The sequence below is a fragment of the Ralstonia sp. AU12-08 genome (assembly GCF_000442475.1).
In the GTDB taxonomy this organism is placed as follows: Bacteria; Pseudomonadota; Gammaproteobacteria; order Burkholderiales; family Burkholderiaceae; genus Ralstonia; species Ralstonia insidiosa.
Window position 1 is genome coordinate 58,834 of sequence record NZ_ASZV01000034.1, and the last position, 23,851, is coordinate 82,684.

The window sequence follows — 23,851 nt, forward strand, 5'->3', positions numbered from 1 at the left end:
ATCGGCTAACTTCGTCTGCCTCAATCACCGAGTTTGTCGATGCGACGCCGGTCCCGCTTGGTCGGTCGACCGGCGATCTGCACAGCGGGTTCCTGATATAGCCGGCGCCTGTCGGCGTTTTCCTCGCGTTTTAAGCGACTCGTATCCGTCTCGGCGTAGAGCGTTTGCGCAACCGAGGCGGGGCCACGCAGTTCGGCCAACGCCAATACCTCCAACTCCCACTGCTGCTCATGCGCGTGCACCCGCACGCGGTCACCAATCTTCACGTCCTTGGCCGGGCGGACCAGCTGGTCGTTGATCTGCACACGGCCGCGCTCCACCGCGTCGGTCGCCTGCGAGCGCGTCTTGAAGAAGCGCGCCGCCCACAGCCACTTGTCGATGCGGACGCGATCTGCTGGGTCGGTGCTCACTTTCATGCAGCGGCACCCTTGCTTTGCGCGCGCGTGCGGCTGGCTTCGAGTACATGCGGATGCGTGAGCGTCAGCGGCCAGCCCTGCAGATGCGCCAGCGCAATGTCGGCAATGCCCGCAATCCACGCCTCGTTGTCGTTCAAGCACGGGATGTAGTGGAAGTCCTTGCCACCGGCGACACGGAAGGTAGACAGCCCTTCCATGGCGATCTCCTCCAGCGTTTCCAAACAGTCGGCAGGGAAACCCGGACAAAACACGTCGACACGGTTGGTGCCGACGCGGCCAAGCTCTTCCAGCGCGGGCGCGGTGTACGGCTGCAGCCATTCAGCACGGCCGAAGCGCGACTGGAAGGTCACGAGGTACTGCCCCGGCTGCAAGCCGAGCGCCTCGCCCAGCAAGCGGCCGGTCTTCAGGCATTCGCAGTGGTACGGGTCGCCCAACTCCAGCGTGCGGCGCGGTACACCATGGAACGACAACAGCAGCTTGTCGCCGTGCGCAAAGTCCGGCGCGCCGTGCTGCGCCCAGTAGGCGCCGACCTGCTGATGCAGCGCATTGATATAGGCGGGGTCGTCATGAAAATGCTTGACCAGCCGCAGCTCCGGCTGATTGCGCATCTCCCCCAACACCCGGAAGACCTCGTCGAACGCCGTGGCGGTGGTGGTGCCGGAATACTGCGGATACATCGGCAGCACAAGGATGCGTTCGACGCCCTGCTTGCGCAGCGCCTGCATCACGGATGGGATCGACGGATTGCCGTAGCGCATCGCGCAGGCGACCACCACGTCGTGGCCCTGTGCGTTCATCAACTGCTGCAGCGCATGCGCTTGGCGCTCGGTATAGACGAGCAATGGCGAGCCCGTCATATTGGCCTCGCGCAGCCAGACGCTTTCGTACTTGTGCGCTGACGCCCGCGAGCGCAGCGGCAGGATCAGCACGTTGAGGATGAACCACCACGCGGCGCGCGGAATCTCCACCACACGCGGGTCGGACAGGAACTGCCGCAGGTAGCGGCCTACCTCGCGCGGCGAGGTACCGTCGGGTGTACCGAGGTTGACCAGCAGGATCGCCGTGCGATCGGGCTGACCGTGCTGGAACAGAGGTTCGGGCAAAAAGGGCATGGGACGGGGGTTCGCGGGTGACCCGGCTGATTATACGAGCCGAGTCGTCACGCATTCCTTACGCCACCACCACACCATCCTTAACCACGCCCGCGCAGGGGTTGAGGCCCATTGCATAGGCCAGGTCCGCAGGCCGATCGATGCGCCAGAGCGCGAAGTCAGCCACGCAACCCGGGGCGAGCACCCCGCACGTGCCGGACAAGCCGAGCGCCGCGGCAGCATGGCGCGTAGCACCGGTCAGCGCCTCCAATGGCGTCAGGCGGAACAGCGTGCACGCCATGTTCATTGCCAGCAGCAGCGACGTCAGCGGCGAGGTGCCTGGGTTGGAGTCGGTCGACACCGCCATCGGCACACCAGCTTCACGTAAGGCAGCCATTGGCGGGAGGCGCGTTTCACGCAGGCAATAGAACGCGCCGGGCAGCAGCACGGCCACCGTGCCGGCCTGGGCCATGGCGGCGATGCCGGCGTCGGTCAGGCATTCGAGGTGGTCGGCAGACAAGCCGCCGTAACGTGCCACCAGCGCCGCGCCGCCCTGATCGGAAAGCTGCTCAGCATGCAGCTTGACCGGCAGGCCCAGGCGTTGCGCTGCGTCGAACATGCGCGCCGTCTGCGCGGGCGTGAAGCCGATGCTCTCGCAGAACGCGTCGACGGCATCGACCAGCCCCTCTTCCGCCAGCGCGGGCAGCACCTGGGCGCAGAGGTAGTCGATGTAGTCATCTGCACGGCCAGCAAACTCTGGCGGCACGGCATGCGCGCCCAGGAACGTCGTGCGCACGCGCACCGGCAGCGATTGGCCGAAGCGGCGCGCGACGCGCAGCATGCGGCGCTCGGTTTCCAAGTCCAGGCCGTAGCCAGATTTGATTTCGACGGTGGTGACGCCCTCGGCGCGCAACGCATTCAGGCGCGGCAAGCTGGCTTCGGCGAGTGCATCTTCGCTGGCCGCACGCGTGGCGCGCACGGTGGAGAGGATGCCGCCGCCCGCCCGCGCGATCTCTTCGTAGGGCACGCCGTTCAGACGCGCTTCGAATTCGTTGCTGCGGTTGCCGGCGTAGACGAGGTGCGTGTGGCAGTCGATCAGGCCGGGCGTGAGCCATGCGCCGCCGCCATCGTGCTCGCGCGTGGCGCGGGCGTTGGCAGGTAGATCGGCACGTGCACCCAGCCACGCGATGCGACCGTCCTTGACGGCGATGGCGCCATCGCGGATCTCGCCATAGCCGTCGGCATCAGCCGCCAGCGTGGCGAGGTGGACGTTGGTCCAGAGCGCATCCCAGTGCAGGTCGGCTTGATCAGTCATGTGCGGTCCCTTGCAGGCCAATGCCATCGGCCACGCGTGCAACCAGGCGGGCGGCGACACGTGCCGTGTGGTTGTCGATATCGAGCGACGGGTTGAGTTCCGCCACATCGGCCAGCCGCAGCTTGCCCGAGCTGATCACGCGATCGACGATGGGCTCGATCACGTCCATCGACACGCCGCGTGCAGACGGTGCGCTCACGCCGGGGGCGACGCCGGCCGGCAGCACATCCAGGCACATCGTCAGATACACGTGGTCGACCTGGCTCAGGAACACGTCCACCACCTGCAGCACGTGGGCGAGCTGCATGACGTCCATCTCGTCGTCGTGCATCCAGCGCACGCCGAGCTGGCGGGCGCGGGCGAACAGCGCTTCGGTGTTGGCGTAGGTGCTCACGCCCAGGCAGGCGTAGTGGAACGGCCAGCCGCGCCGCGCGCAGTCTTCTGCAATCTGGCGGAACGGCGTGCCGGAGCTGCCGCGCTCGCCTGCGCGCAGATCGAAATGCGCGTCGAGGTTGAGGATGCCGATGCGCGGCGCCTGCTTCGACTTGCCTGCGAGGTGCCGGGCCAAGCCACCGAACGAAGCCCACGCAATTTCATGCCCACCGCCCAGCGCAATCGGTAATGCGCCACGGTCGAGCAGGTTGTGCAGCACGCTGGACAACTCGCTCTGCGCATCTTCAAGTGCGTCGCCCTGGCAAGTCACATCCCCCGCATCGACAACCATGCGGCCGGCACGCGCCGGCAGGTTGGCGAGCATCTTGCGGATAGCATTCGGGCCGGCCTGCGCGCCGGTGCGCCCGTGGTTGCGCGCGACACCCGCGTCGCACGCAAAGCCTGCCAGCGCAACCGTATTGGCCAGCGGTGTGGCTGCATCGATGCGGTGTACCGTCTGGTGCCAGCGCAGGCCAAGCGGGCCCTCTTCCGCATCAACGCGGCCTTGCCAGACGTTCGGTTCAGCTTGGGCCAGCATGATCAGACGAGCGCGAGGTCAGCCAGTTGGGTGCGGCACGAATCGCCTAGGTCGCCGTCGAGCACGAGGCGGCGAGCCGCTTCAATGTCGGGGGCGAAGAGACGGTCTTCACCGTAGTACGCCACGCGCGCGCGGATGCAGCCGTGCGCGTGTTGCAGCGTGTCGGACGTGGCCAGCGGCTTGTGGAAGTCGATGCCCTGCGCGGCAGCCAGCGCTTCGATGCCGACGATGGTGGCGGTGTTCTCGGCCATGTCCTGCAGACGGCGGCCGGCGAAGGTCGCCATGCTGACGTGGTCTTCCTGGTTGGCGGAAGTCGGCAGGCTGTCGACGCTGGCCGGGTGGGCGAACGTCTTGTTTTCCGAGGCCAGCGCGGCAGCCGTCACGTGCGCAATCATGAAGCCCGAATTCAGGCCCGGTTGCTCGACCAGGAACGGCGGCAGGCCCGACAGCGTGGAGTCGATCAGCAGTGCGATGCGGCGTTCCGACAGTGCGCCGATTTCGGCAATCGCCAGCGCCAGCATGTCGGCGGCAAACGCCACCGGCTCGGCGTGGAAGTTACCGCCCGAGATGACTTCGTTGGTGTCGGCGTAGACCAGCGGGTTGTCCGTCACCGCATTGGCTTCGGTGAGCAGCGTGGCGCCGGCCTGACGAATCAGGTCGAAGCACGCGCCCATGACTTGCGGCTGGCAGCGCAGGCTGTACGGGTCCTGCACGCGCTTGTCGCCCACAAGGTGCGATTGGCGGATCGCGCTGCCGGCCAGCAGGTTGCGGTACACGGCGGCGGTAGCGATTTGGCCTTGTTGGCCGCGCACGGCATGTACGCGCGGATCGAACGGCGCATCGCTGCCCTTGGCGGCGTCTACCGACAGCGCACCGGTCACGGTGGCGGCCTTCAGCAGGCGCTCGGCCAGGAACAGGCCGTTCAGTGCCAGCGCGGTCGACACTTGCGTGCCGTTGATGAGTGCGAGGCCTTCCTTGGCGGCCAGTGCGATCGGCTCGATACCGGCGGCGGCCAGCGCTTCGCGTGCCGGGGTCCGCACGCCGTTCACGCGCACGTCGCCTTCGCCCAACAGGGCCAGCGTCATGTGGGCCAGCGGTGCCAGATCGCCCGAGGCGCCCACTGAACCCTTGGACGGAATGCACGGCACGATGCCTGCGTTCAGCAGCGCCAGCAGCGTGTCGATCACAACACGGCGCACGCCCGAGTAACCGCGTGCGAGGCTCGCGGCCTTCATCAGCAGCACGAGGCGCGCAACGCTGTCGCTCACGTCTTCGCCAGTACCCACGGCGTGCGACAGGATCAGGTTGCGTTGCAGGCGCTCCAGCTCGTGCGTGGGGATCTGCGTCTTGGCCAGCAGGCCGAACCCGGTGTTGATGCCATAGGCCGGGGCACCCTTGGCGACAATGGCCTGCACGGTGGCAGCCGATGCCTCGATGGCGGCAGCGCAATCGCCCGACAGCGCGACGGGCGTGGGCGCGAGCCACACGCGGCGCAGATCGTCAAAGGACATCGCACCGGGTTGCAGCGTCAGGATGGGGGGCGTGGTCATGGTGTTCATGGTCAAAGCAGTGGGATGTTTCATTGTCGCCCCTGCATGAAAAGGCGGTCATCGCAGAGGCACATCGTCTAGTCGTATCAAATCCCCGCCCGCGCGGGGATGCCTGAATCCGATCCGGGCTCAGCCGATCATCGGCAGATTCAAACCGTTGCGCTTGGCGCAGGCGACCGCAGTCTCGTAGCCGGCATCGGCGTGACGCATCACACCCGAGCCGGAATCGTTGACCAGCACGCGGCCGAGGCGCTTGGCTGCAGCGTCCGTGCCGTCCGCGACGATCACCACGCCCGAGTGCTGCGAATAGCCCATGCCGACGCCGCCACCGTGGTGCAGCGACACCCACGTCGCACCGCCGGCAGTGTTGAGCAGCGCGTTGAGCAGCGGCCAGTCCGACACGGCATCGGTGCCGTCGCGCATGGATTCGGTTTCGCGGTTGGGGCTGGCGACGGAGCCGGTGTCCAGGTGATCGCGGCCGATCACGATCGGGGCCTTCAGCTCGCCGTTCTTGACCATCTCGTTGAAGGCCAGGCCGGCCAGGTGACGCTCGCCCAGACCCAGCCAGCAGATACGTGCCGGCAGGCCCTGGAAGGCGATGCGGTCACGCGCCATGTCAAGCCAACGGTGCACGTGCGTGTTATGCGGGAAGAGTTCCTTGATCTTGGCGTCGGTCTTGTAGATGTCTTCCGGATCGCCCGACAGCGCCACCCAGCGGAACGGGCCCTTGCCCTCGCAGAACAGCGGACGGATGTAGGCCGGCACGAAGCCCGGGAAGTCGAAGGCGTTCTTCACACCCTGGTCGAAGGCGACCTGGCGGATGTTGTTGCCGTAGTCGACAGTCGGGATACCCATGGCCTGGAAGTCGAGCATGGCTTGCACGTGCACGGCGCACGACTTGGCGGCCTCGTCGGTCAGACGGGCGTGCTGCGACGGATCGCGTTGCGCAGCACGCCATTGCTCGACCGTCCAGCCCACCGGCAGGTAGCCGTTGACCAGATCATGTGCCGAGGTCTGGTCGGTCACCAGATCCGGCTTCAGGCCGCCGGCGCGGGCACGCTTGACCAGCTCCGGCAAGATTTCCGCAGCATTGCCCAGCAGGCCGATCGACACGGCCTCGCCGCGCTCGCAATGGTGGCGGATCAGGTTGAATGCGTCGTCGATGTCCTTGGCCTGCTTGTCCAGGTAACGCGTACGCAGGCGGAAGTCGATGCTCGACTGCTGGCATTCGATGTTCAGCGACACGGCGCCGGCCAGCGTGGCGGCCAGCGGTTGCGCGCCGCCCATGCCACCCAGGCCTGCGGTCAGGATCCACTTGCCGGCCAGCTTACCGTCGTAGTGTTGGCGGCCAGCTTCGGCAAACGTCTCGTACGTGCCTTGGACGATGCCCTGGCTGCCGATGTAGATCCAGCTGCCGGCCGTCATCTGGCCGTACATGAACAGGCCCTTGCGGTCCAGCTCGTTGAAGTGTTCCCAGTTCGCCCACTTCGGCACGAGGTTGGAGTTGGCGATCAGCACGCGCGGCGCATCCGGGTGCGTCTTGAACACGCCGACCGGCTTGCCGGATTGCACCAGCAGCGACTCGTCATCGTTCAGCTCGCGCAGCGTTTCGAGGATCTTGTCGTAGCAAGCCCAGTCGCGCGCTGCACGGCCAATACCGCCGTAGACAACCAGGTGCTTCGGGTTCTCGGCCACATCCGGGTCGAGGTTGTTTTGCAGCATGCGGTAGGCGGCTTCGGTCAGCCAGCTCTTGCAGTGCAGCTCGGTGCCGCGCGGGGCACGGATCTCGCGCGAGGCGTCGTAGCGCGGGTCGTTGGTCAGGTGGGCAGCGTTGGTCGGTGCATTCATGTGAGGTCTCCTGCGAACTCCTTGGGTGTGCTGCGCATCTTATGTTGTATATACAACTTAGGCAAGAAAACTTTACAAGCCAAGAGCAAACCCTGATGATGGCTGCCATCCGCACATCACATCGGCCGCCAAGCCGCACCCAAAGTCGACTCCATGTCACAAGATCAGTCCGCCAGCACCCCCGCCTTCCAGCGCATCAAGGAAGACATCCTCACGCGCATCCGCAGCGGCGAATGGCAGGAGGGCGAAATGATTCCGGGGGAGACCACGCTGGCACAGACCTTTGGCGTGTCGCGCATGACGGTCAACCGCGCGCTGCGCGAGTTGACTGCCGAGCAGATCCTCACGCGTGTGCAGGGGCTGGGGACGTTCGTCGCGCAGCAGAAGTACCAGGCGACGCTGGTGGCGATCCGCAACATCGCCGAGGAGATTGCTGCACGCGGCCACCAGCACCGGGCCGAGCTGCACAAGCTCGAACGCGCACGCGCCAACGAGGCGCTGGCGGCAGCGTTTGGCGTGTCGACGGGGTACCTGCTGTTCCACTCGCTGATCGTGCATTTCGAGAACGACCTGCCGATCCAGGCGGAAGACCGCTGGGTGAATGCCGCGCTCGCGCCCGAGTACATGGAACAGGATTTCACGCAGACCACGCCGAATGCCTACCTGATGCGTGCCGCCCCGCTGCAGGGTGTGGACTACGGTATCGAGGCGCGCCTGCCCCCGCGCGAGATCGCCGAGATGCTGCACATGGATGTGCGCGAGCCTTGCCTGATGCTGCGTCGGAAGACCCTGTCGCAGGGTCAGGTCGCCTCGGTGGCAACCATGTGGCACCCGGGCGGGCGCTATCAGTTCACGGGGAGTTTCTAGGCAGCCGTTTGTGCTGCGCTGGGACTCAGCGCGGGTTCACCAGGCCACGGCAACCCTGCCCATGCGCCGTCGAGGCCAAGCAATTGGCGCACGTGCGATGCATCAAAGCCACTGCCCAGCGGATCGGCGCGAAACGCGGCCACCCACTGCCGCCGCCCGGCAATGAAGGCGTGGCCGAAGTCTTCCCAACTCGCAAAACAATCCTGTGCACGCTGCGCATTGAGCAGCAGCACCCGCCACGCCACCATCGGGTCGGCCCAACCCATCAGCATGGCGTTGCGCACCAGGAACGCCATGCGCACGCAGGCAAACGCCAGCGCCGCACGCGGGTCATCCGTGGGCTGCAGCGCATGCAGATCAGCGCGAAACCATTGGGCTTCCAGCACCCGTGAAAGATGAGCCCTCACCTCGTCGTCGGATGTGGTGGGGCGCAGTTCCATCTGGTGCAACAACGGCGTGCGAAACAGTTTGCGCGTCTCTTCATTGAGCGCCGTCGTGGCGGGACTCATGAAGCCCGTCAGGCCAGTCGCTTCCACCATGGGTTGTGCCAGCGCCAGCGCCCAGTGCTTGCGCGGCGTGAAGGCAGCCTGCTTGGCGGGGCGGAAGTACCGGACCACACGCCACAGCACAAACACCGCCAGCAGAATCTTGAGCCAGGTGGGCATGGATGTCCTCGCTTATCCGTGGCGTGCGCCGGCTTGCGTGGCCAGCGCTTCCGCTTCCCGTGCGGACATGTCGGGCCACGGCACGTCTTCCGTCATGAAACCCGCGTCGGGGCTGTCGAGATTGTCGGGATTGGGCGACGGCATGCCCGCTCCCCGCTTGGTGCGCGCCTGGCGCGCGGCATAGGCAACCGACGCCGCACGCGGCGGATGCTCGGCCAGCAATGCCGGTTGGCGTGCCGCAATGAGCCACTCCACCATGGGCGTCGGCGCACGCAGGCGCGGGAACAGCTGCGGATGGTGCGCCACCAATTGCGTCTGCGTGGCCGCATCGGTCACATCCTCAATCCGCTGCCAGCCGACAGGCGTGCGCACCAGGCCGATGGCGATGCAATCTGCCGGTGTGTCGCCAACGGGTGCCAACGCGTTGAGACAGGCCAGCACATCGTCGACATAGCGGTCGATCGGCGGACGATTCTGCTTGCCCTTGACCTGCTCGACCGTCAACGTGCCGTCGGCCCCCACGATCAGGCTGATGGTGATGTGCGGCTGCCCGCCGGCATCGCGAAAGCTCAGCAGACGCAGGCGCTGTTGTTCGATGGCTTCGGCATAGCGCTCGCCGTAGCCGCCGGACAGCGTGCGGCGATCGGCGAACTGGCCGAGGCAATGGCGCATGACATAGCTCTCGAAGGCCATCTCGGCGCGCAGCAAGGCGCTGTCATGCCGAAACTCGACAAAGCTGCCGTTGGGGGTGGTCAGCAGCGTGAGCAGTGCGTCGGGTTGGCTCTCGCGCCAGCCGCGCTCGATGCGCGCGGCCATCTCGGCGTGCTCGCGCTCCCATTGCGCCAGGGCCTGCGGGCAGTTGACGCGGTCGAGCTTGCCCTCCAGCGCGGTGCCCCGGCGCGAGGTCAGGAACTCCAGCAGCTTCTGCTCCAGCGCCAGCAGTTGGGGCTCGACGGGGTCGATCCACACCACTGGTGCAAGCGCGGCGGCCGCAGCACCGGGGGCCGCTTTGGTGGCTGTGAAGCGTGCGGCCACCCATTCGGGCAGCGTGGCGGCGCCCAGCGCCTTGCGCGCCTCGTCCAGCGAGGCGATCGGCCGTGCCGGCTCGAAGTTGGCCACCAGGTGGCGATAGAAATGATTCAGCAGCCAGGCACGTACCGGCGCGGCATCACCGCGCGCTTCGCTGCGCGCGATGATGCCCGCCTTCAGCCGATCGGCGTTGAGTGCGTTGCGCGGGGCGTAGCCGGTCGTCCGGGCGGTGCGGCTCATTTCCAGAACTGCCACCACGACTTGCCGGACGCTGCACCGGCACCCCCGCGCTGGTACGACGCCAGCAGCGCTTTCATGGCGTCGTAGTCCTGGCTGGCGGATGCATTGTCGCGCGGGTTGCAGTCCATCGAGCGCTGGCACAGGGCCGCGGCTTCATCAAAGCGCTCCAGCGCACCCATGACCTGGGCGGCCTTGGCCAATGCCCAGTAATCGTCGCAGACACGCACCTGCGGCTCCAGGCGGTTCCAGTAGGTCGTTGTCTCTTCCGCCAGGGCCTGCCCCATGTAAAGCAGCACGCGCAGGCGCGCGCCCAGCGCACCGGATGTCAGGGCATCTTCGCTCTCGCCGTTCTCCTGCTGCCAGTGCGCCAGACGCTCCAGCCAGATGGACATTTCGTGCGGTCGTCCCAGCGTCAGCAGGGCATGCGCCACATCGCCTACGTAATCGTTCGGCTCGTGCCGGCTGTAGCCGTAGTCGGCCGAGAAATTCCAGAGCGCCTCGGCGGCGTCCAGCACACCGGCGTGATCTTCCTGTTCGATACGTGAGCGCAGGATGCCGTCGTAGTGCTCGGCAAACGGGCTGGCAGCGATGCCGCGCCGGTGCAGTTCGACGGCGTCGTCGTAGCGGCTTTCGTAGTAGCGGTACTGGATAGCGAGGTTGTTGCAGAGCATCGAATACAGGTGCGCGCACGCGTCGTACGGATGCCCGGCGCCGGTCGCGAAATAGCGCTCCATGCGAGCCTGCGCCTGCTCGTAGACGGTGCACAGCAGCTTGCGATACAGCTTCTGCGCCTCATCCTGCTGCTTGGCCGGCAGATCATCGAGCTGCTCTTCATATTCGTTGTCGACGGTCACGGCAAAGGCGTAGCCCCACAGGCCGCTGGGCACCGCCGGCACCGGCAGCCGGAGCGCTTCCAGCAGCCCCAGCGAGCGGGCGCGCGCATGGAAGAGGGAGTACGCCGTGCGGTTGTCCTCCATCTCGGTTTCGTGCGTGGCAGCCAGTAGCTGAGCCGCTTCGGTGGTCGGGTCGATGCGCCCCGCCATACCGTTGCGCACCGCCATCAGGCGCGTGGTCCAAGGGTGCTTGGGGGCGCGGGCCTCGGCCAGCGCATGGGCCGCAACCACGACCTCGGGCAACGCCTCTTCCGCATCTTTGCCGTCCAGCGCGGCAAACAGCGCGCGGTGCACGTCGGAGCGCTCTTGCAGCGCCGGGCCGTGCCCTCGCGCCAGTTGCACGAAGCGCTCGAAGGTCTCGTCCAGATGACAGGCACGCAAGACACACAGCGCCCACCAGACCGAGGTGTCTGCCGGATCGGCCAGGCGCGCGCTCACGATAGGCGGCAAGCCTTCCCACATGCCGGTTTCCACTTGGTAGATGTGGAAAAAGGCACGCTGTCCGGCCTCGTCAAAGCGGCCGGCCTCGATCAGCCATTCGAGTTCGTATTCGATAAAGTCGTCGCTGCCGTCGGACGACAGGCTGTAGCGTGCGGCGGCACAAGCCTGTAGCGCGCCGGCCAGATCGCCCTGCTTGCGCTTCGCGCGTGCCCCCAGGCGAGCCAGGCGGACTTCCGCCTCGCGGCGGCGTGGCAGTGACCAGTCGGCCGTGAGCGCCGTCACCGGCTGTGCGAAGGCGGCCAGGTGGTCCGGCACGATCTCGATCAGCGCATCGCCCAGGCGCAGCCAATCGTTTTCGTCGACATCCTGATCCGGGGCGGCGGTCTGCAGCGCAGCGATGCTGGCCTCGGCCGCAGCACGTGCCTCGGCAAGCTGCTCATGGCGGGAATACGCCCAGGCGCGGCGGCGGTGATGGTCGGCCGTATCCCACGCGCGGAACGCCGCTCGGCCCGGAATGGCCTGATCGATGGCCTCACGTAGGTCGATGGTCGGCAACGCGACGGCGAATGCGGCGTATTCCAGCTGATCGAACACGCGCAATTGGCGATACGCATCAGCGTCAAGATCGGGCCGCTCGCGGACGATGGTGTGCATCTCAGCCAGCGCTTGCAGAGCGGCAGCTTCGTCGCGCAGGTAACTGGCCATCTGCAGCCGATACAACGCAAGCTGCATCTGCACGCCGGTCTGGGCATCTGCGGGCGCGGCGGCCAGTACGGCAGCACCATCGCCATCGACCACGGCGCGCGCCGCAGGCGTATCGCCTGCGCGCATCCACAGCGTGTGCAGGCGGTCGACCGCATCGAGCGTATCGGCACGCAAGGGCTTGGCGCGCAGCCGCGCCAGCAGATCAGCCGCTTCGCTCGAATCGCTTTCTTCCAGATCGGCTTCTAGGCGGTCGAGCAGTTGTTCAAGTTGCGCGCCACTCAGGGCATCGCGATCGGGCGTCATCTCGTCTTCTCCGGAGGGAACGCCGCGCAGCTTAGCGCCCACCCGGGTGAGACTCAGTTAAGGTTTGGTAATACCGCCCGCGCTGAAACGACGTGCAAGCAAGACGTCAGGCGCGCCCCTTCCAGGGCACCGCGCGCGCTTCGATGGCGCGCATGGCCAGATCGAACGCCCAGGCAATTGCACCGATCAGCACAATGCCCATCACCACCAGATCGGTGCGCAGAAAGCTCGACGCATTGAGCACCATCTGCCCCAGGCCAACGGTGGCGGCCACCATCTCTGCGGCCACCAGCGTGGTCCAGCCAAAGCCGATGGCGATGCGCAAGCCGGTGAGGATTTCCGGCAGCGCCGCCGGCAGGATCACGTGCCGCACGACCTGCGTGAAACTCGCACCCAGCGCATAGGCGGCGTTGATCTGCTCGCGCGTGGCGCTGCGCACGCCGGCGCGCGCGGCCATCGCAATCGGTGCAAAGCACGCCAGGTAGATGACGACGATCTTCGCGCGCTCATCGATGCCCAGCCAGATGACCACCAGCGGCAGGTAGGCTAGCGGTGGCAGCGGGCGATAGAACTCGATGGGCGGGTCGAGCAAGCCGCGGGCGGTGCGCGATACGCCCATCGCCAGGCCGACCGGCACAGCGGTGACAGCTGCCAACGCAAATGCGCCGAACACGCGCAATGCGCTCCAGCCCAGATGGGCAGCCAGTGGCTGACCGCCCTGGATATCGCCGCGCCATGCATCGAGGAAGGCGTGGCCGACGGCCTGTGGCGACGGCAGGAATAGCGGCGGGACCCAATGAAAGGTCGTTGCTGCCCACCACAGCAGCAGCAACGCGCCCACCGAAAGCAGGCTCAACCCCAGCGCACTGCCCTCGCCGGGCAAACGGTAGCCGCGCAGCTTGCGCGGCGGTTGAACGGAAGGCGCCGCCGTCTCAACGGGGACGCTTTTGAACACTGCCGTTTCGATCGCGCTCATGCGGCCAACTCCTCGGGGGCACGGTGGATCAGCGCCAGCACACGCTCACGCCACGCAATGAATTCCGGCGACGACTTCACCGCCCGTGCATCTGCGCCCGCCAGCGCCTGCCGCGAGAACGGCAGATCGAACGTCTGCACAATCCGCCCCGGCGACGGCGACATCACCACCAGCCGCGTCGCCAGGAACAGCGCTTCTTCCACGTCGTGCGTGATGAAGAACACGGTGGTGCCCGTGCGTTGCCACACATCCAGCACTAGCGTCTGCATGGTCTCGCGCGTGAAGGCGTCGAGCGCGCCCATCGGCTCGTCCATCAACAGCACGCGCGGCTCGGTCGCCAGCGCGCGGGCAATGCCGACGCGCTGCTGCATGCCGCCTGACAGGGCGTACACGGGCGAGGTGGCATGTGCCTCCAGACCGACCAGCCGCAGCAGTTCGAGCGCCCGTGCGTGGCGCGTCTTGCGGTCCAGGCCGCGCAGCTTCAAGCCAAGGGCCACGTTGTCGCGCACGTTCAGCCAAGGCATCAGACCATAACGCTGGAACACCACGCCGCGCTCGGCGCCGGGGCCATCCACCTCGCGCCCATCGAGCAGGATCTGCCCCGCCGTCGGCGCGACAAAGCCGGCCAGGCAGTTCAGCAGCGTGGTCTTCCCGCAACCCGAGGCCCCCAGGGCAACAACGAACTCGCCAGCATTGATCGACAAGTCCACGCCGCCTAAGGCTTGTGTGGTGCGGCCGCGCGCATCGGTGTAATCGACGCGCAGGCCGCGGACTTCAATGCGGCTCATCGCGATGCGGTTGCAACGGCTTTGGTGCCGCTGGCCACGCGCTGCACAAAGCGCGAATCGATGGTCGCACCGTAATCGGGCAGCACCGCCTGGATCGTGCCCTGCGTCTTCAGGAACTGCGCGGTCGCCAGCAGCGATTGCGCCGCACCCGACTGCGCGCCACCGCCCAGCCAACGCTTGGAAGCCTGCTCCACAGCATCCGGGAAGGCATACAGCGCCAGGCTTGCCGGCACGTCCGCCGCAGCGGCACCCGAGGTCTTGGCCACCGCGGCCACCTGCGGCGAGGTCACCGTCCAGGCAGCTTTGTTGTCGCGATAGGCGGCATCGGCCTTGGCCAGCACCTCGACAAACTTGGCGATGAACTCCGCGTTATCACGCGCAAACTTACGGTCTGCCACGAAGCCATCGAAAGTCGACTTGCCGGTGGCGGCAGCGATCTTGCCCGAGGTGGTCAGCACCGTGCCGTTCTTTTTCACCTTGGCGAGCACCGGATCCCAAATGAAGGCGGCATCCACGTCACCCCGGTCCCACGCGGCAGACAGCTCCTGCGGGCGCAGGTTGACGACCTTCACGTCGCGCGGGTCCAGCCCGGCCTGCTGGAGCGCCACCAGCGCGTGGAAGTGCGAAGTCGACACGTATGGCACGCCCAGCGTCTTGCCCTTCAAGTCCGCCACGCGCGTCACGCCGCTGCCGTTGCGGGCAACCAGTGCTTCGGCATCATTGATGTTGTCGAGAATCCAGAACAGCGAGAGATCCACGCCCTGCGATACGCCGGCCGCAATCGGACTCGACCCTGCCTCGCCAATCTGTACGGAACCCGACGCGATGGCGCGCACCACATCGGCGCCGCTGCCGAGCTGACGGTAAGTCACCTTGTAGCCGGTGGCGCGCTCAACCTCGCCGGTGGCCTGGGCGTAGCGCCAGGGCAGCACCATGTCCTGATAGGCGATGACGACCTCGCGGTCCGCCGCGCGTGCCGGTGCGGCACCAAACAACGCCAACGAAACGGCTGCGGTCAACGCCGCAGCCAGCAAACGGGGAAGAGAGAAACCAGCCATGGAAGACTCCGGCAAAAGAAGAACGCGCACATGCGCCGGAGTCGATTGTGGGAGACGGCAGACCGCGCTGTCGTCGAAGAAAATCGGCTGAGCTTATGCAGCCCGCATGCAGACCTAAACTCGGTAGATCAATATTGGCTGAGCGTGCTCGACAGCAGCTTGGCGGTGATGTCCACGATGGGGATCACGCGCTCATACGCCATGCGCATCGGCCCGATCACACCGAGCGTGCCGACGATCTTGCCGTCGACCTCGTACGGCGCGGTGATGACAGCCATGTCTTCGTGCGGCACGAGGCTGCTTTCGCCGCCGATGAAGATCTGCACGCCCTCGGCGCGGCTCGATACATCCAGCAGCTGCAGCAGCCCGGTCTTCTGCTCGAACACGGCAAACAGGCGCCGCAGCTTGTCCATGGAGGAAGACAGGTCTTCCACATCCAGCAGCTTGCGCTCGCCGGAGATCACCACTGGCTCTTCGTCCGACGCGGCACTGCTGCCCGCCTCCACCGCCGCCTGCATCAGCGAGGTCATGTCGGCCTGCAGCACCGACAGCTCGCCGCGCAGGCGCTCGCGCACGGCGTCGAAGGTCAGGCCGCCGTAATGCGCGTTGATGTAGTTGGCCGCCTCCACCAGTTGCGACGGGGTGTAGGGCGTATCGGTATGGATGATGCGGTTCTGCACGTCGCCCTCGGGCGTGACGACGATCAGCAGGATGCGGTTTTCCGACAGCCGCAGGAATTCGATCTGCCGGAACGCGTGCGAGCGGCGCGGCGTCATCACCACGCCGGCAAACTGCGACAGGTTGGACAGCGTCTGCGCCGCCGCCGCAATCACCCGCTGCGACGACTCCGACCCGTGCGACGCCAACTGCGTGCGCACCTGCTCGGCAATCACGCCGGCCATCTGCTGCGCCATGCGGTCGTGCGCGCCGAGTGCTCCCATCGCGTCCAGCGGGCTGGCCGTCAGCATGGTGTCGACGAAGAGCCGGTAGCCGCGCGGCGTCGGAATGCGCCCGGCCGAGGTGTGCGGGCTGGCGATGAAACCCATCTCCTCCAGGTCGGACATCACATTGCGGATGGTGGCCGGCGACAGATCAAGCCCCGAATACTTCGACAAGGTGCGCGAGCCCACGGGCTGGCCCTCGGCGATGTACCGTTCGATCAGGGTCTTGAGGAGGATGGTGGCGCGCTTATCCATGATTCTTCGATTTTACGCAAAATCGACTGCAACCAGCGGGTGACGTTGGCGTTTCTCGCCAAACAACGTCAAACGTAGCGGGGGTCATATCGATATGGTGTAATGCGCGCATGTCGATTCCCCCGTCCGCCGTGGCCTCGAAACCTCCTGCTGCCTTGTCTGCCTCGCCTTTCAAGACCGTCGCACTGGTCGGCCGGTATTCGGCCGCCAACATTGCCGGCCCACTCATGGAGTTGGCGTCGTGCATTGCCGCGCGCGGGCATGACATCGTGTTCGAGCGCGAAACGGCGCTCAATATCGGTGTGCAGGATTACCCTGCCCTGCCGCCCGAAGAAATGGCCCGCCAGGCCGACGTGGCCGTGGTGCTCGGCGGCGATGGCACGCTGCTCGGCATCGGCCGTCACCTGGCCGGCGCCAGCGTGCCCGTGATCGGCGTCAACCACGGGCGGCTCGGCTTCATGACCGACATCCCGTTCGACGACGTGCACACCGTGCTGCCCGACATGTTGTCTGGCCGCTACGAAGCCGAAACCCGCACGCTGCTGCAATCCCAGGTCGTGCGCGACGACGAGGTCATCTTCTCCGCCCTGGCCTTCAACGACGTGGTGGTCAACCGCTCGGGCACCTCAGGCATGGTCGAGCTGGCCGTGTCAGTGGATGGCTTCTTCATGTACAACCAGCGCTCGGACGGCCTGATCGTCTCCACGCCCACAGGGTCGACGGCGTATGCGCTGTCCGCCGGCGGGCCGATCCTGCACCCGGCGCTCTCGGGGCTGGTGCTGGTGCCCATCGCACCGCATTCGCTGTCAAACCGGCCGATCGTCATTCCGCAGGATGCGGAAGTGGTCATCCAGGTCACCAGCGGGCGCGATGCCAGCGTCAACTTCGACATGCAGTCGCTCACCTCCCTGCTGCCGGGCGACCGCATCGTGGTGCGCCGTTCCGAGCGCACCGTGCAACTGCTGCACCCGGTCGGCTACAACTACTACGCCACGCTGCGCAAGAAGCTGCACTGGCACGAGTACCCGACTGAAGACAACCGGCTGTAACCCAAACACCGTCCCACGCACCATGCTGCGCAGCCTCACCATCCGCGATTTCGTCATCGTCCACGCGCTGGACCTCGACCTGGCCGACGGCTTTACCGTATTCACGGGCGAAACCGGCGCGGGCAAGTCCATCCTGATCGACGCATTGGCGCTCACGCTGGGCGAGCGCGCCGATGCCGCCGTCGTGCGCGAAGGCGCGCCACGCGCTGACATCACGGCTGAGTTTGACGTGCATCCGCACGTGGCCGCCTGGCTGGAAGCGCACGAGCTGCACGATGACGAAGGCGTGATCCTGTTGCGCCGCACGGTCGACGCTGCCGGCCGCAGCAAGGCCTTTATCAACGGCGCGGCGGTCACGCTGGCGCAACTGCGTGAAGTGGGCGAGCAACTGGTCGACATTCACGGCCAGCACGCACATCAACTGCTGCTGAAGACGGACGCGCAACGCAGCCTGCTCGACGCCCACGCCGGCCTGGAAGGCAGCGTGCGCGTGGTCAGCGAGCACTATCGCGCATGGCACGCCGTGGTGCGCCTGCGCGAAGCCGCCGAGCAGCAATCGCGCGAAGCACAGCTTGAGCGCGAGCGCATCGAATGGCAGGTGAACGAACTGCAGAAGCTCGCCCCGCAACCTGGCGAGTGGGAGGACATCCAGGCCGAACACCATCGCCTGTCGCACGCCGCCAGCCTGATCGAAGGCACGCGCGCAGCGCTCGATGGCCTGTCTGAATCGGAAGGCGCCGTGCTCGCACAACTGGGGGCCACGCTCCACACGCTGCGCGAGTTGGCCGAGATCGACCCTGCGCTGGCCGACGTGCTGGCCGCGCTGGAACCGGCCGAGGTCCAGATTCAGGAAGCCGTGCATACGCTAGCCCGCTATGCCGACCGCGCAGAGCTGGACCCGGACCGCCTGGCCGAAGTCGACGCGCGCATGCAGGCGCTGCACACCATGGCGCGCAAGTACCGCGTTGCCCCCGAAACGCTGCCCGCCGAATTGGCTGAGCGCCAGGCACAACTGGCCGCGCTGCAAGCCGCATCCGACCTGGATGCACTGCAGGCGCAGGAAGCGCAAACCCACGCCGCCTACATGGTGGTCGCCCAGGCGCTGTCGCGCGCCCGCGCTAAAGCGGCACGCGAGCTGGCCGAAGCCGTGACCGGCGCCATGCAAGGCCTGTCGATGGCCGGCGGGCGCTTCGACATCGCGCTGCATGCGCTGGAGCAAGGCGGTGCGGCGGGGCTGGAGCAAATCGAATTCCTCGTCGCCGGGCATGCAGGTGTATCGCCACGCCCGTTGGCAAAAGTCGCTTCGGGCGGCGAACTGGCGCGGATCAGCCTGGCGATTTCCGTGATCGCCAGCGAGGCGAGCCCGACCCCCACGCTGATCTTCGACGAGGTCGATTCCGGTATCGGCGGCGCAGTGGCTGAGGTTGTCGGCCGGCGCCTGCGCGAATTGGGCACGCGCCGCCAGGTGCTGTGCGTGACCCACCTGCCGCAGGTGGCCGCGCTGGCCAATCACCACATCCAGGTCGCCAAGCAGACGGTGGCCGGCAGCACGCGTTCCGACCTGGTGGTGCTGGACGCCACCAGCCGCGTGGATGAAATCGCCCGCATGCTGGGCGGTGCGTCGCTAACCGACACTACACGCCGCCACGCCGACGAGATGCTGGCCGCCGGCCGCGCCCAACCGGCACCGGCGCCTGCCGCACGTAAATCGCGGCGCGTGGCGCAGTGATCGCCTATACCGGAACCATTGCGGCCATCTCTGGCATGGCCGCTCCGGGGCCGCATGCTGCCAACACCAATGAACATATTCCAGGAGAACTTCATGGCCCCAAAGGCTGCCCGCCCTCGATCTCTGCTGTCGTCCGCCAAGCCTTTGCTGGCGGCAGCGCTTGGCTTGTGCCTGCTGGCGGCGTGCAAGTCGGTACCCGCAATTGATCCGGGCAAGCCGCCCGCCATGGACCCCGCTTCCGCCAACACCCAACCGCCAGCCTCGGTGTCGGCCGCGCACAACTTGGGCGACATCATTGTTGGCCTGAGCACGCCGACGACCTCTTCCACCGCCGTGCAGGGCGTACTGGACACGGCCGGCGCGCATGCAACGCCACGCCTGGCCTTTGCGGTGGTACGGCCGATGTCGGGCGGGTTCTGGGTTGTACGCGCCAGCTCGGGCGATGCAGCGGCCACGCTGGATGGCGCGGTCGCGGCCTTGCGCTCTGCGCCCGGCGTTGCGTCGGCCGACCCGGATCGTGTGCTGAAGATCCAGCGCTGAGCCGCTAAAGGCGACGCGGTGCGATTCAGCACCGCTCACACCAGACCTCCACAGTGTGAAAAACGGATGGGCCCAATTCTGGGCCCATCGCGCCTTGTAGCGGGCGCATGTCCTGCTAGGGCGCCAGCAAACAGGCGCGCTTTCCCCCACCCTTAGCAATCGAGTTTCTGCCATCACAGGCGGGCAGGTCGCGTGCTACCTTTGGTTTTGTGTAACGTACTGTCAAGAATCGCATCCTGATGACGTTTCTGATGACGACAAGATAGATGCCTCGGAGCGCGCACTGATGACACACCCCTCCTTTCGGTTGAAGTCCTGGCTCCGTGCAGGCGCCAGCGTCGCCGGTATCGCCTGGTTGATGGGCGGCCCCCCTGCCGTGGCCGCCACGCCGCAACCGCAGTACACGGGCGACCTGATCATCAAGTGGCGCGACGACACCAGCGGCACACGCAAGACGCTATCGGCGGCGGAATCCGGCAACCGGCTGCTGTCAGTCGCGCAAACCGCGGGCAGCACGCTGCAAGTCAAACGCACGTTGGGCACGCAAGCGCAGCTCATGCACACCGGCTTGACCAACGCCGCCAGTATTGAAGCCACCGCCGCCAAGATCGCGCAGGACGCGCGCGTGGCCTATGTAGTGCCGGATCGCATCCTGCGGCCCAGCACCATCCCCAACGACCCGCGGTTTGCCACGCAGAACAATCTCGCCTCGCCGACGCTCGTGCCGGGCGGCATCAACGCGGCGGCGGCATGGAGCATCACGCAGGGCTCGAGCAACATCGTGGTGGCGGTCGTCGATACCGGCTATACCGATCACCCGGACCTGGTCGGCAAGATCCTGCCCGGCTACAACTTCATCTCCGACCCTGCCCGTGCGGGCAACTCGTTTGGCCGAGGAACGGACGCGCATGATCTGGGCGACGGCGTGACTTCGGCCCAGGTTTCCACCATTTCGGGCTGCACCAGCAGCGACGTTGCCAACAGCAGTTGGCACGGCACCGAGGTCAGCAGCGTGCTGGCGGCCAACACCAACAACGCGCTCGACATTGCCGGCGTGGGCTGGAACACCCGGATCGTGCCGGTGCGCGTGTCGGGCAAGTGCGGCGCACTGCTGTCCGATACGGTGGACGGCATGCTGTGGGCCGGCGGCATCGCCGTATCAGGTGTGCCCACCAATGCCAACCCAGCGCGCGTGGTCAACGTGAGCCTGGGCAGCACGGGCGCGTGCTCGGCGGCCGAACAGGACGCAGTGAACCGGTTGGCGTCGATCGGCACCACCGTGGTGGCCGCCTCGGGCAATGAAGCTGCACAAAACGCCGACGCGCCGGCCAACTGCACGGGCGCGATCGCCGTCACGGCGCACGTGGACAGCGGCGAAAACGCCAGCTATGCCAACGTCGGCTCACAGGTTGCGCTGTCGGCGCCAGGCGGCGGTTGCGCCAATTCGCAGGCGACCAGCGGCGGCTGCACGGGCACCACATCGGTCATCCAGGCCGACTCCAACGATGGCGCGCAAACCCTCGGCAACTACGTCGTCAAATCCGTGGCGGGCACGAGCTTCTCCACACCGGAAGTGGCCGGCACCATCGCGCTGATGTTGAGCGTGCAGCCGCAGTTGTCGAACCCGCAGATCCTGGCCGGTCTGCAACAGACAGCGCGCCCGCACCCAAGCGGCACGTATTGCGCCGTCAATACCGGCGTGTGCGGCGCAGGCTTGCTGGATACCGCAGGCGCAGTGGGTTACGCCCAGCGTACGACGCCCGCCGGCATTGGCAACGGTACGGCAAGCTCAGGCAGCACTGGTGGCACAAGCGGGAGTAGTAGTGGCGGCGGCGGTGGCGGCGGTGCCGTCCCGCTCGCAGGGGCAGCGCTGATGCTGGCGTTGGGACTCGCCTGCCGACGCAAGCGCTCTGCGCCGCAGTAACAACGTCTTCAGATTGACCGAGACCGCCTCCCATGTGGAGGCGGTTTTCTTTTGCGTCTTATCCGCATATCAGGACTTCCACTTAAGCCCAGCTAGACCACCTCGCCTCCATTCTTTTTGACAATGCATCCATAAATTCATCGATTCTTTACAAAAAAAGGACTGCTCAGATGAAGACGATGGTTTCCGGGGGTGTGGCTCGTGCGCTGGTGGCGCTCGGGTTGGTGTCGTATCACGCAGCACCCGTGCTGGCAGCTGAAAAATCGACCACGTTCAATACACAGTTGCAGTGGGTCACCCAGTTGATCGTCAAGGAAAAAGCGACCACCTCTGGGGCGTTGACACTGCAATCCACATCGGCAGGCGGCGTCGACAATCCGGCGGATACGATGACCGTGCAACGCTGGTCAGCCACAGCGCAATTGCCCATGACGTATAAGCGTGCAATGTCGGGCGGCGCCCATGTGGTGACCCTGCCCAGGATCATGACGCTGGATGACGCACAAACCGTTGCGCAGCGCATGGAAGCCAGCGGCCAGTTCGAATACGTGTCGCCCGATCGCATCCTGCGGCCAATGGCGCTGGCCACCGACCCGCTGTTCAGCCAGCAATGGAACCTGCTACCCGGCACCAGCGTGGCTGGCGGCGCCAACGTGACGTCCGCCTGGGACACCACCACCGGCGCGCCCACCGTGGGCATCGGGATCGTCGACACCGGCATCCGCGCAGACCACGCGGACTTTGCCGGCACGAACTTCGGTATCGGCCGCAACTTTGTCAGCAGCAACGCAATGGCGGGCGCCATCGACCGCAAGACCGGCGCCGCCATCCCCAGCGGGTTCGTCAACAACGGCGCCAACAATGGTGCCGGCAATGTCGACCCGTCCGACCCCGGTGATTGGATCAGCGCCGCCGATGCCGCGTCCTTCCCGACGCTCTGCGGCAGCCAGAGCAACAGCAGCTGGCACGGCACCTTCGTGACCGGACAGATAGCGGCACAGCGCAACAACGGCATCGGCATTGCGGGCATCGCACCGGGCGTGCGCGTGCAGATGGCGCGGGCGCTGGGAAAGTGCGGCGGCGTGACGTCCGACATCATGGACGCGATGACGTGGCTGGCCGGCGGCGCGGTCCCCGGTGTCATCAGCAACCCAACGCCGGCCAAGGTCATCAGCATGAGCCTGGGGGGATCGGGGGCCTGCTCCGCACTGGAGCAAAGTCGGATCAATGCGGCGCGCGCGCTAGGGGTCACCATCGTGGTGGCGGCCGGCAATGAGTCCGGGCCGGTGGATGCTCCCGCCAATTGCGCGGGTGCCATCGCCGTCACGGCCCACACGCGGGAGGGCGACAATGCCTGGTACGCCAACGTGGGCGCGCAAACCGCCATCAGTGCGCCCGGCGGCGGCAGGGGCACGGCCATCTCGGGCACAGGCAGCACCATCGTGTCGCTGTCCAACAGCGGCGCTACCGCACCCATAGCCTCGCCCAGCGGGGACACCTACACCAACGACATGGGCACATCGATGGCCACGCCGCATGTGGCTGCGACCGCCGCGCTCATGCTGTCGGTCCAGCCTGCGCTGATGCCTGACGACATCACGGCGATCCTCAAGCAGTCGGCCCGCCCCTTCCCAACAGGCACTTATTGCAGCACGCACCCCGGCGTATGCGGCGCTGGCATGCTCGACGCCGGCTCAGCCATCGCGCAGACGCAGGGCCAGCCGACCGTGCACGTTGGCGCATCAGCTTCGAGCGTTTCCACCAGCGCCAATGTCACACTCACAGCCATCAGCGGCCCCGGCTATGGACGAAGCGCTGGTAACCCGATCTGGGCGCAGACAGCAGGCACGCCCGTCTCGCTGACGACCTCCGCGCCCGATGCCAACGGCAACAGCACGGCCACCTTCACGCCAGCCGCGGCCGGGGTCTACAGCTTTAGCGTTGCGTTGACCAACAACGCGGGCATCACAGCCAGCGACACCGTAAGCGTCACCGTGACGGGAGCGCCCACGTCGCCCGGCACCGATACGGGGGCCAGCACGGGAGCTTCGTCGGGCGGTGGGGGGGGCGGTGGGGCAATCGGATTCGCCTATGCGGCGCTATTGCTTGCAGCAAGCCTCGCGCATCGGCTTGGACGCAGCGCCCGTTAAGCGAAGGCCGGCCCGTTTCACGTTGCCCCCTCAAGCGTGGGGTTGCATCCCCTAGTACCCCATCGTGTCGGCCTCTGTGGAATTGTAAGAAATTTTCAATTCCGTATT

At 66.5% G+C, this 23,851-nt stretch carries 19 protein-coding genes; 6 read left to right on the forward strand and 13 right to left on the reverse strand.

The features are described 5' to 3' along the window. Positions 1–20: 20 nt before the first annotated feature. The 6 genes from C404_RS47755 to hutU all read right to left on the reverse strand — a co-directional run bounded on the left by C404_RS47755 (position 21) and on the right by hutU (position 7,190). Complete coding sequence (locus C404_RS47755) at positions 21–416, reverse strand: RNA-binding S4 domain-containing protein (protein ID WP_021195891.1); 396 nt, start codon at positions 414–416, stop codon at positions 21–23. Beyond that, entirely contained in the window at positions 413–1,528 is a 1,116-nt protein-coding gene (hemH, locus tag C404_RS47760; RefSeq protein ID WP_021195892.1) for a ferrochelatase, read from the reverse strand. Before hemH ends, C404_RS47755 begins: the two co-directional genes overlap by 4 nt. Before the next feature lie 58 nt (positions 1,529–1,586). Then, the gene (hutI, locus tag C404_RS47765) at positions 1,587–2,822 is read right to left on the reverse strand and encodes an imidazolonepropionase (protein ID WP_021195893.1); all 1,236 of its coding nucleotides are present in this window, start codon (positions 2,820–2,822) and stop codon (positions 1,587–1,589) included. Next, on the reverse strand, positions 2,815–3,792 hold the full coding sequence (gene hutG / locus C404_RS47770; protein ID WP_021195894.1) for a formimidoylglutamase: 978 nt from the start codon (positions 3,790–3,792) through the stop codon (positions 2,815–2,817). Before hutG ends, hutI begins: the two co-directional genes overlap by 8 nt. Positions 3,793–3,794: 2 nt before the next feature. Next, complete coding sequence (gene hutH, locus C404_RS47775) at positions 3,795–5,351, reverse strand: histidine ammonia-lyase (protein WP_021195895.1); 1,557 nt, start codon at positions 5,349–5,351, stop codon at positions 3,795–3,797. A gap of 120 nt (positions 5,352–5,471) precedes the next feature. Further along, positions 5,472–7,190: a urocanate hydratase gene (hutU, locus tag C404_RS47780; protein ID WP_021195896.1), complete on the reverse strand. Its 1,719-nt coding sequence runs from the start codon at positions 7,188–7,190 to the stop codon at positions 5,472–5,474. A gap of 153 nt (positions 7,191–7,343) precedes the next feature. On the opposite strand from hutU, the gene hutC reads away from it, so the two are divergent. Next, complete coding sequence (gene hutC, locus C404_RS47785; protein ID WP_021195897.1) at positions 7,344–8,057, forward strand: histidine utilization repressor; 714 nt, start codon at positions 7,344–7,346, stop codon at positions 8,055–8,057. Here the strand turns inward: hutC and C404_RS47790 are convergent. The 7 genes from C404_RS47790 to hrcA form a co-directional block, all read right to left on the reverse strand. Next, a complete protein-coding gene (locus C404_RS47790; protein ID WP_021195898.1) occupies positions 8,054–8,722 on the reverse strand; it encodes a DUF1266 domain-containing protein in 669 nt (222 codons plus the stop codon). The genes hutC and C404_RS47790 overlap by 4 nt on opposite strands. A gap of 12 nt (positions 8,723–8,734) precedes the next feature. Next, positions 8,735–9,991 carry a hypothetical protein gene (locus tag C404_RS47795; protein WP_021195899.1) on the reverse strand — a complete coding sequence of 419 codons (1,257 nt, stop codon included), beginning with the start codon at positions 9,989–9,991 and terminating at the stop codon, positions 8,735–8,737. Continuing rightward, entirely contained in the window at positions 9,988–12,333 is a 2,346-nt protein-coding gene (locus tag C404_RS47800; protein WP_021195900.1) for a hypothetical protein, read from the reverse strand. Before C404_RS47800 ends, C404_RS47795 begins: the two co-directional genes overlap by 4 nt. A gap of 106 nt (positions 12,334–12,439) precedes the next feature. After that, complete coding sequence (locus C404_RS47805) at positions 12,440–13,309, reverse strand: ABC transporter permease subunit (RefSeq protein WP_021195901.1); 870 nt, start codon at positions 13,307–13,309, stop codon at positions 12,440–12,442. Further along, complete coding sequence (locus C404_RS47810) at positions 13,306–14,097, reverse strand: taurine ABC transporter ATP-binding protein (protein ID WP_021195902.1); 792 nt, start codon at positions 14,095–14,097, stop codon at positions 13,306–13,308. The genes C404_RS47805 and C404_RS47810 overlap by 4 nt, the downstream gene beginning before the upstream one ends. Next, positions 14,094–15,155 carry a taurine ABC transporter substrate-binding protein gene (gene tauA / locus C404_RS47815; protein ID WP_031329672.1) on the reverse strand — a complete coding sequence of 354 codons (1,062 nt, stop codon included), beginning with the start codon at positions 15,153–15,155 and terminating at the stop codon, positions 14,094–14,096. Before tauA ends, C404_RS47810 begins: the two co-directional genes overlap by 4 nt. Positions 15,156–15,283: 128 nt before the next feature. Next, the gene (gene hrcA / locus C404_RS47820; protein WP_021195904.1) at positions 15,284–16,351 is read right to left on the reverse strand and encodes a heat-inducible transcriptional repressor HrcA; all 1,068 of its coding nucleotides are present in this window, start codon (positions 16,349–16,351) and stop codon (positions 15,284–15,286) included. Positions 16,352–16,461: 110 nt separating this feature from the next. Here hrcA and C404_RS47825 point away from each other — a divergent pair, with 110 nt between their 5' ends. The 5 genes from C404_RS47825 (at position 16,462) to C404_RS47845 (ending at position 23,743) form a co-directional block, all read left to right on the forward strand. Continuing rightward, the gene (locus tag C404_RS47825) at positions 16,462–17,400 is read left to right on the forward strand and encodes an NAD kinase (protein ID WP_031329674.1); all 939 of its coding nucleotides are present in this window, start codon (positions 16,462–16,464) and stop codon (positions 17,398–17,400) included. Between the two features lie 22 nt (positions 17,401–17,422). Then, on the forward strand, positions 17,423–19,129 hold the full coding sequence (recN, locus tag C404_RS47830) for a DNA repair protein RecN (RefSeq protein WP_021195906.1): 1,707 nt from the start codon (positions 17,423–17,425) through the stop codon (positions 19,127–19,129). Positions 19,130–19,222: 93 nt separating this feature from the next. Continuing rightward, positions 19,223–19,669 carry a hypothetical protein gene (locus C404_RS47835; protein ID WP_021195907.1) on the forward strand — a complete coding sequence of 149 codons (447 nt, stop codon included), beginning with the start codon at positions 19,223–19,225 and terminating at the stop codon, positions 19,667–19,669. Between the two features lie 286 nt (positions 19,670–19,955). Further along, on the forward strand, positions 19,956–21,593 hold the full coding sequence (gene mprA / locus C404_RS47840; protein WP_031329676.1) for an MprA protease, GlyGly-CTERM protein-sorting domain-containing form: 1,638 nt from the start codon (positions 19,956–19,958) through the stop codon (positions 21,591–21,593). A 170-nt stretch (positions 21,594–21,763) separates the two neighbouring features. Next, the gene (locus C404_RS47845) at positions 21,764–23,743 is read left to right on the forward strand and encodes a S8 family peptidase (protein ID WP_021195909.1); all 1,980 of its coding nucleotides are present in this window, start codon (positions 21,764–21,766) and stop codon (positions 23,741–23,743) included. Positions 23,744–23,851 lie beyond the last annotated feature (108 nt).

What these genes read in the sequence shown, in the direction of transcription:
- C404_RS47755 (WP_021195891.1), bottom strand. Translation starts at nt 416, where the DNA reads ATGAAAGTGAGCACCGACCCAGCAGATCGCGTCCGCATCGACAAGTGG.
- hemH (WP_021195892.1), bottom strand. Translation starts at nt 1,528, where the DNA reads ATGCCCTTTTTGCCCGAACCTCTGTTCCAGCACGGTCAGCCCGATCGC.
- hutI (WP_021195893.1), bottom strand. Translation starts at nt 2,822, where the DNA reads ATGACTGATCAAGCCGACCTGCACTGGGATGCGCTCTGGACCAACGTC.
- hutG (WP_021195894.1), bottom strand. Translation starts at nt 3,792, where the DNA reads ATGCTGGCCCAAGCTGAACCGAACGTCTGGCAAGGCCGCGTTGATGCG.
- hutH (WP_021195895.1), bottom strand. Translation starts at nt 5,351, where the DNA reads ATGAACACCATGACCACGCCCCCCATCCTGACGCTGCAACCCGGTGCG.
- hutU (WP_021195896.1), bottom strand. Translation starts at nt 7,190, where the DNA reads ATGAATGCACCGACCAACGCTGCCCACCTGACCAACGACCCGCGCTAC.
- hutC (WP_021195897.1), top strand. Translation starts at nt 7,344, where the DNA reads ATGTCACAAGATCAGTCCGCCAGCACCCCCGCCTTCCAGCGCATCAAG.
- C404_RS47790 (WP_021195898.1), bottom strand. Translation starts at nt 8,722, where the DNA reads ATGCCCACCTGGCTCAAGATTCTGCTGGCGGTGTTTGTGCTGTGGCGT.
- C404_RS47795 (WP_021195899.1), bottom strand. Translation starts at nt 9,991, where the DNA reads ATGAGCCGCACCGCCCGGACGACCGGCTACGCCCCGCGCAACGCACTC.
- C404_RS47800 (WP_021195900.1), bottom strand. Translation starts at nt 12,333, where the DNA reads ATGACGCCCGATCGCGATGCCCTGAGTGGCGCGCAACTTGAACAACTG.
- C404_RS47805 (WP_021195901.1), bottom strand. Translation starts at nt 13,309, where the DNA reads ATGAGCGCGATCGAAACGGCAGTGTTCAAAAGCGTCCCCGTTGAGACG.
- C404_RS47810 (WP_021195902.1), bottom strand. Translation starts at nt 14,097, where the DNA reads ATGAGCCGCATTGAAGTCCGCGGCCTGCGCGTCGATTACACCGATGCG.
- tauA (WP_031329672.1), bottom strand. Translation starts at nt 15,155, where the DNA reads ATGGCTGGTTTCTCTCTTCCCCGTTTGCTGGCTGCGGCGTTGACCGCA.
- hrcA (WP_021195904.1), bottom strand. Translation starts at nt 16,351, where the DNA reads ATGGATAAGCGCGCCACCATCCTCCTCAAGACCCTGATCGAACGGTAC.
- C404_RS47825 (WP_031329674.1), top strand. Translation starts at nt 16,462, where the DNA reads ATGTCGATTCCCCCGTCCGCCGTGGCCTCGAAACCTCCTGCTGCCTTG.
- recN (WP_021195906.1), top strand. Translation starts at nt 17,423, where the DNA reads ATGCTGCGCAGCCTCACCATCCGCGATTTCGTCATCGTCCACGCGCTG.
- C404_RS47835 (WP_021195907.1), top strand. Translation starts at nt 19,223, where the DNA reads ATGGCCCCAAAGGCTGCCCGCCCTCGATCTCTGCTGTCGTCCGCCAAG.
- mprA (WP_031329676.1), top strand. Translation starts at nt 19,956, where the DNA reads ATGACACACCCCTCCTTTCGGTTGAAGTCCTGGCTCCGTGCAGGCGCC.
- C404_RS47845 (WP_021195909.1), top strand. Translation starts at nt 21,764, where the DNA reads ATGAAGACGATGGTTTCCGGGGGTGTGGCTCGTGCGCTGGTGGCGCTC.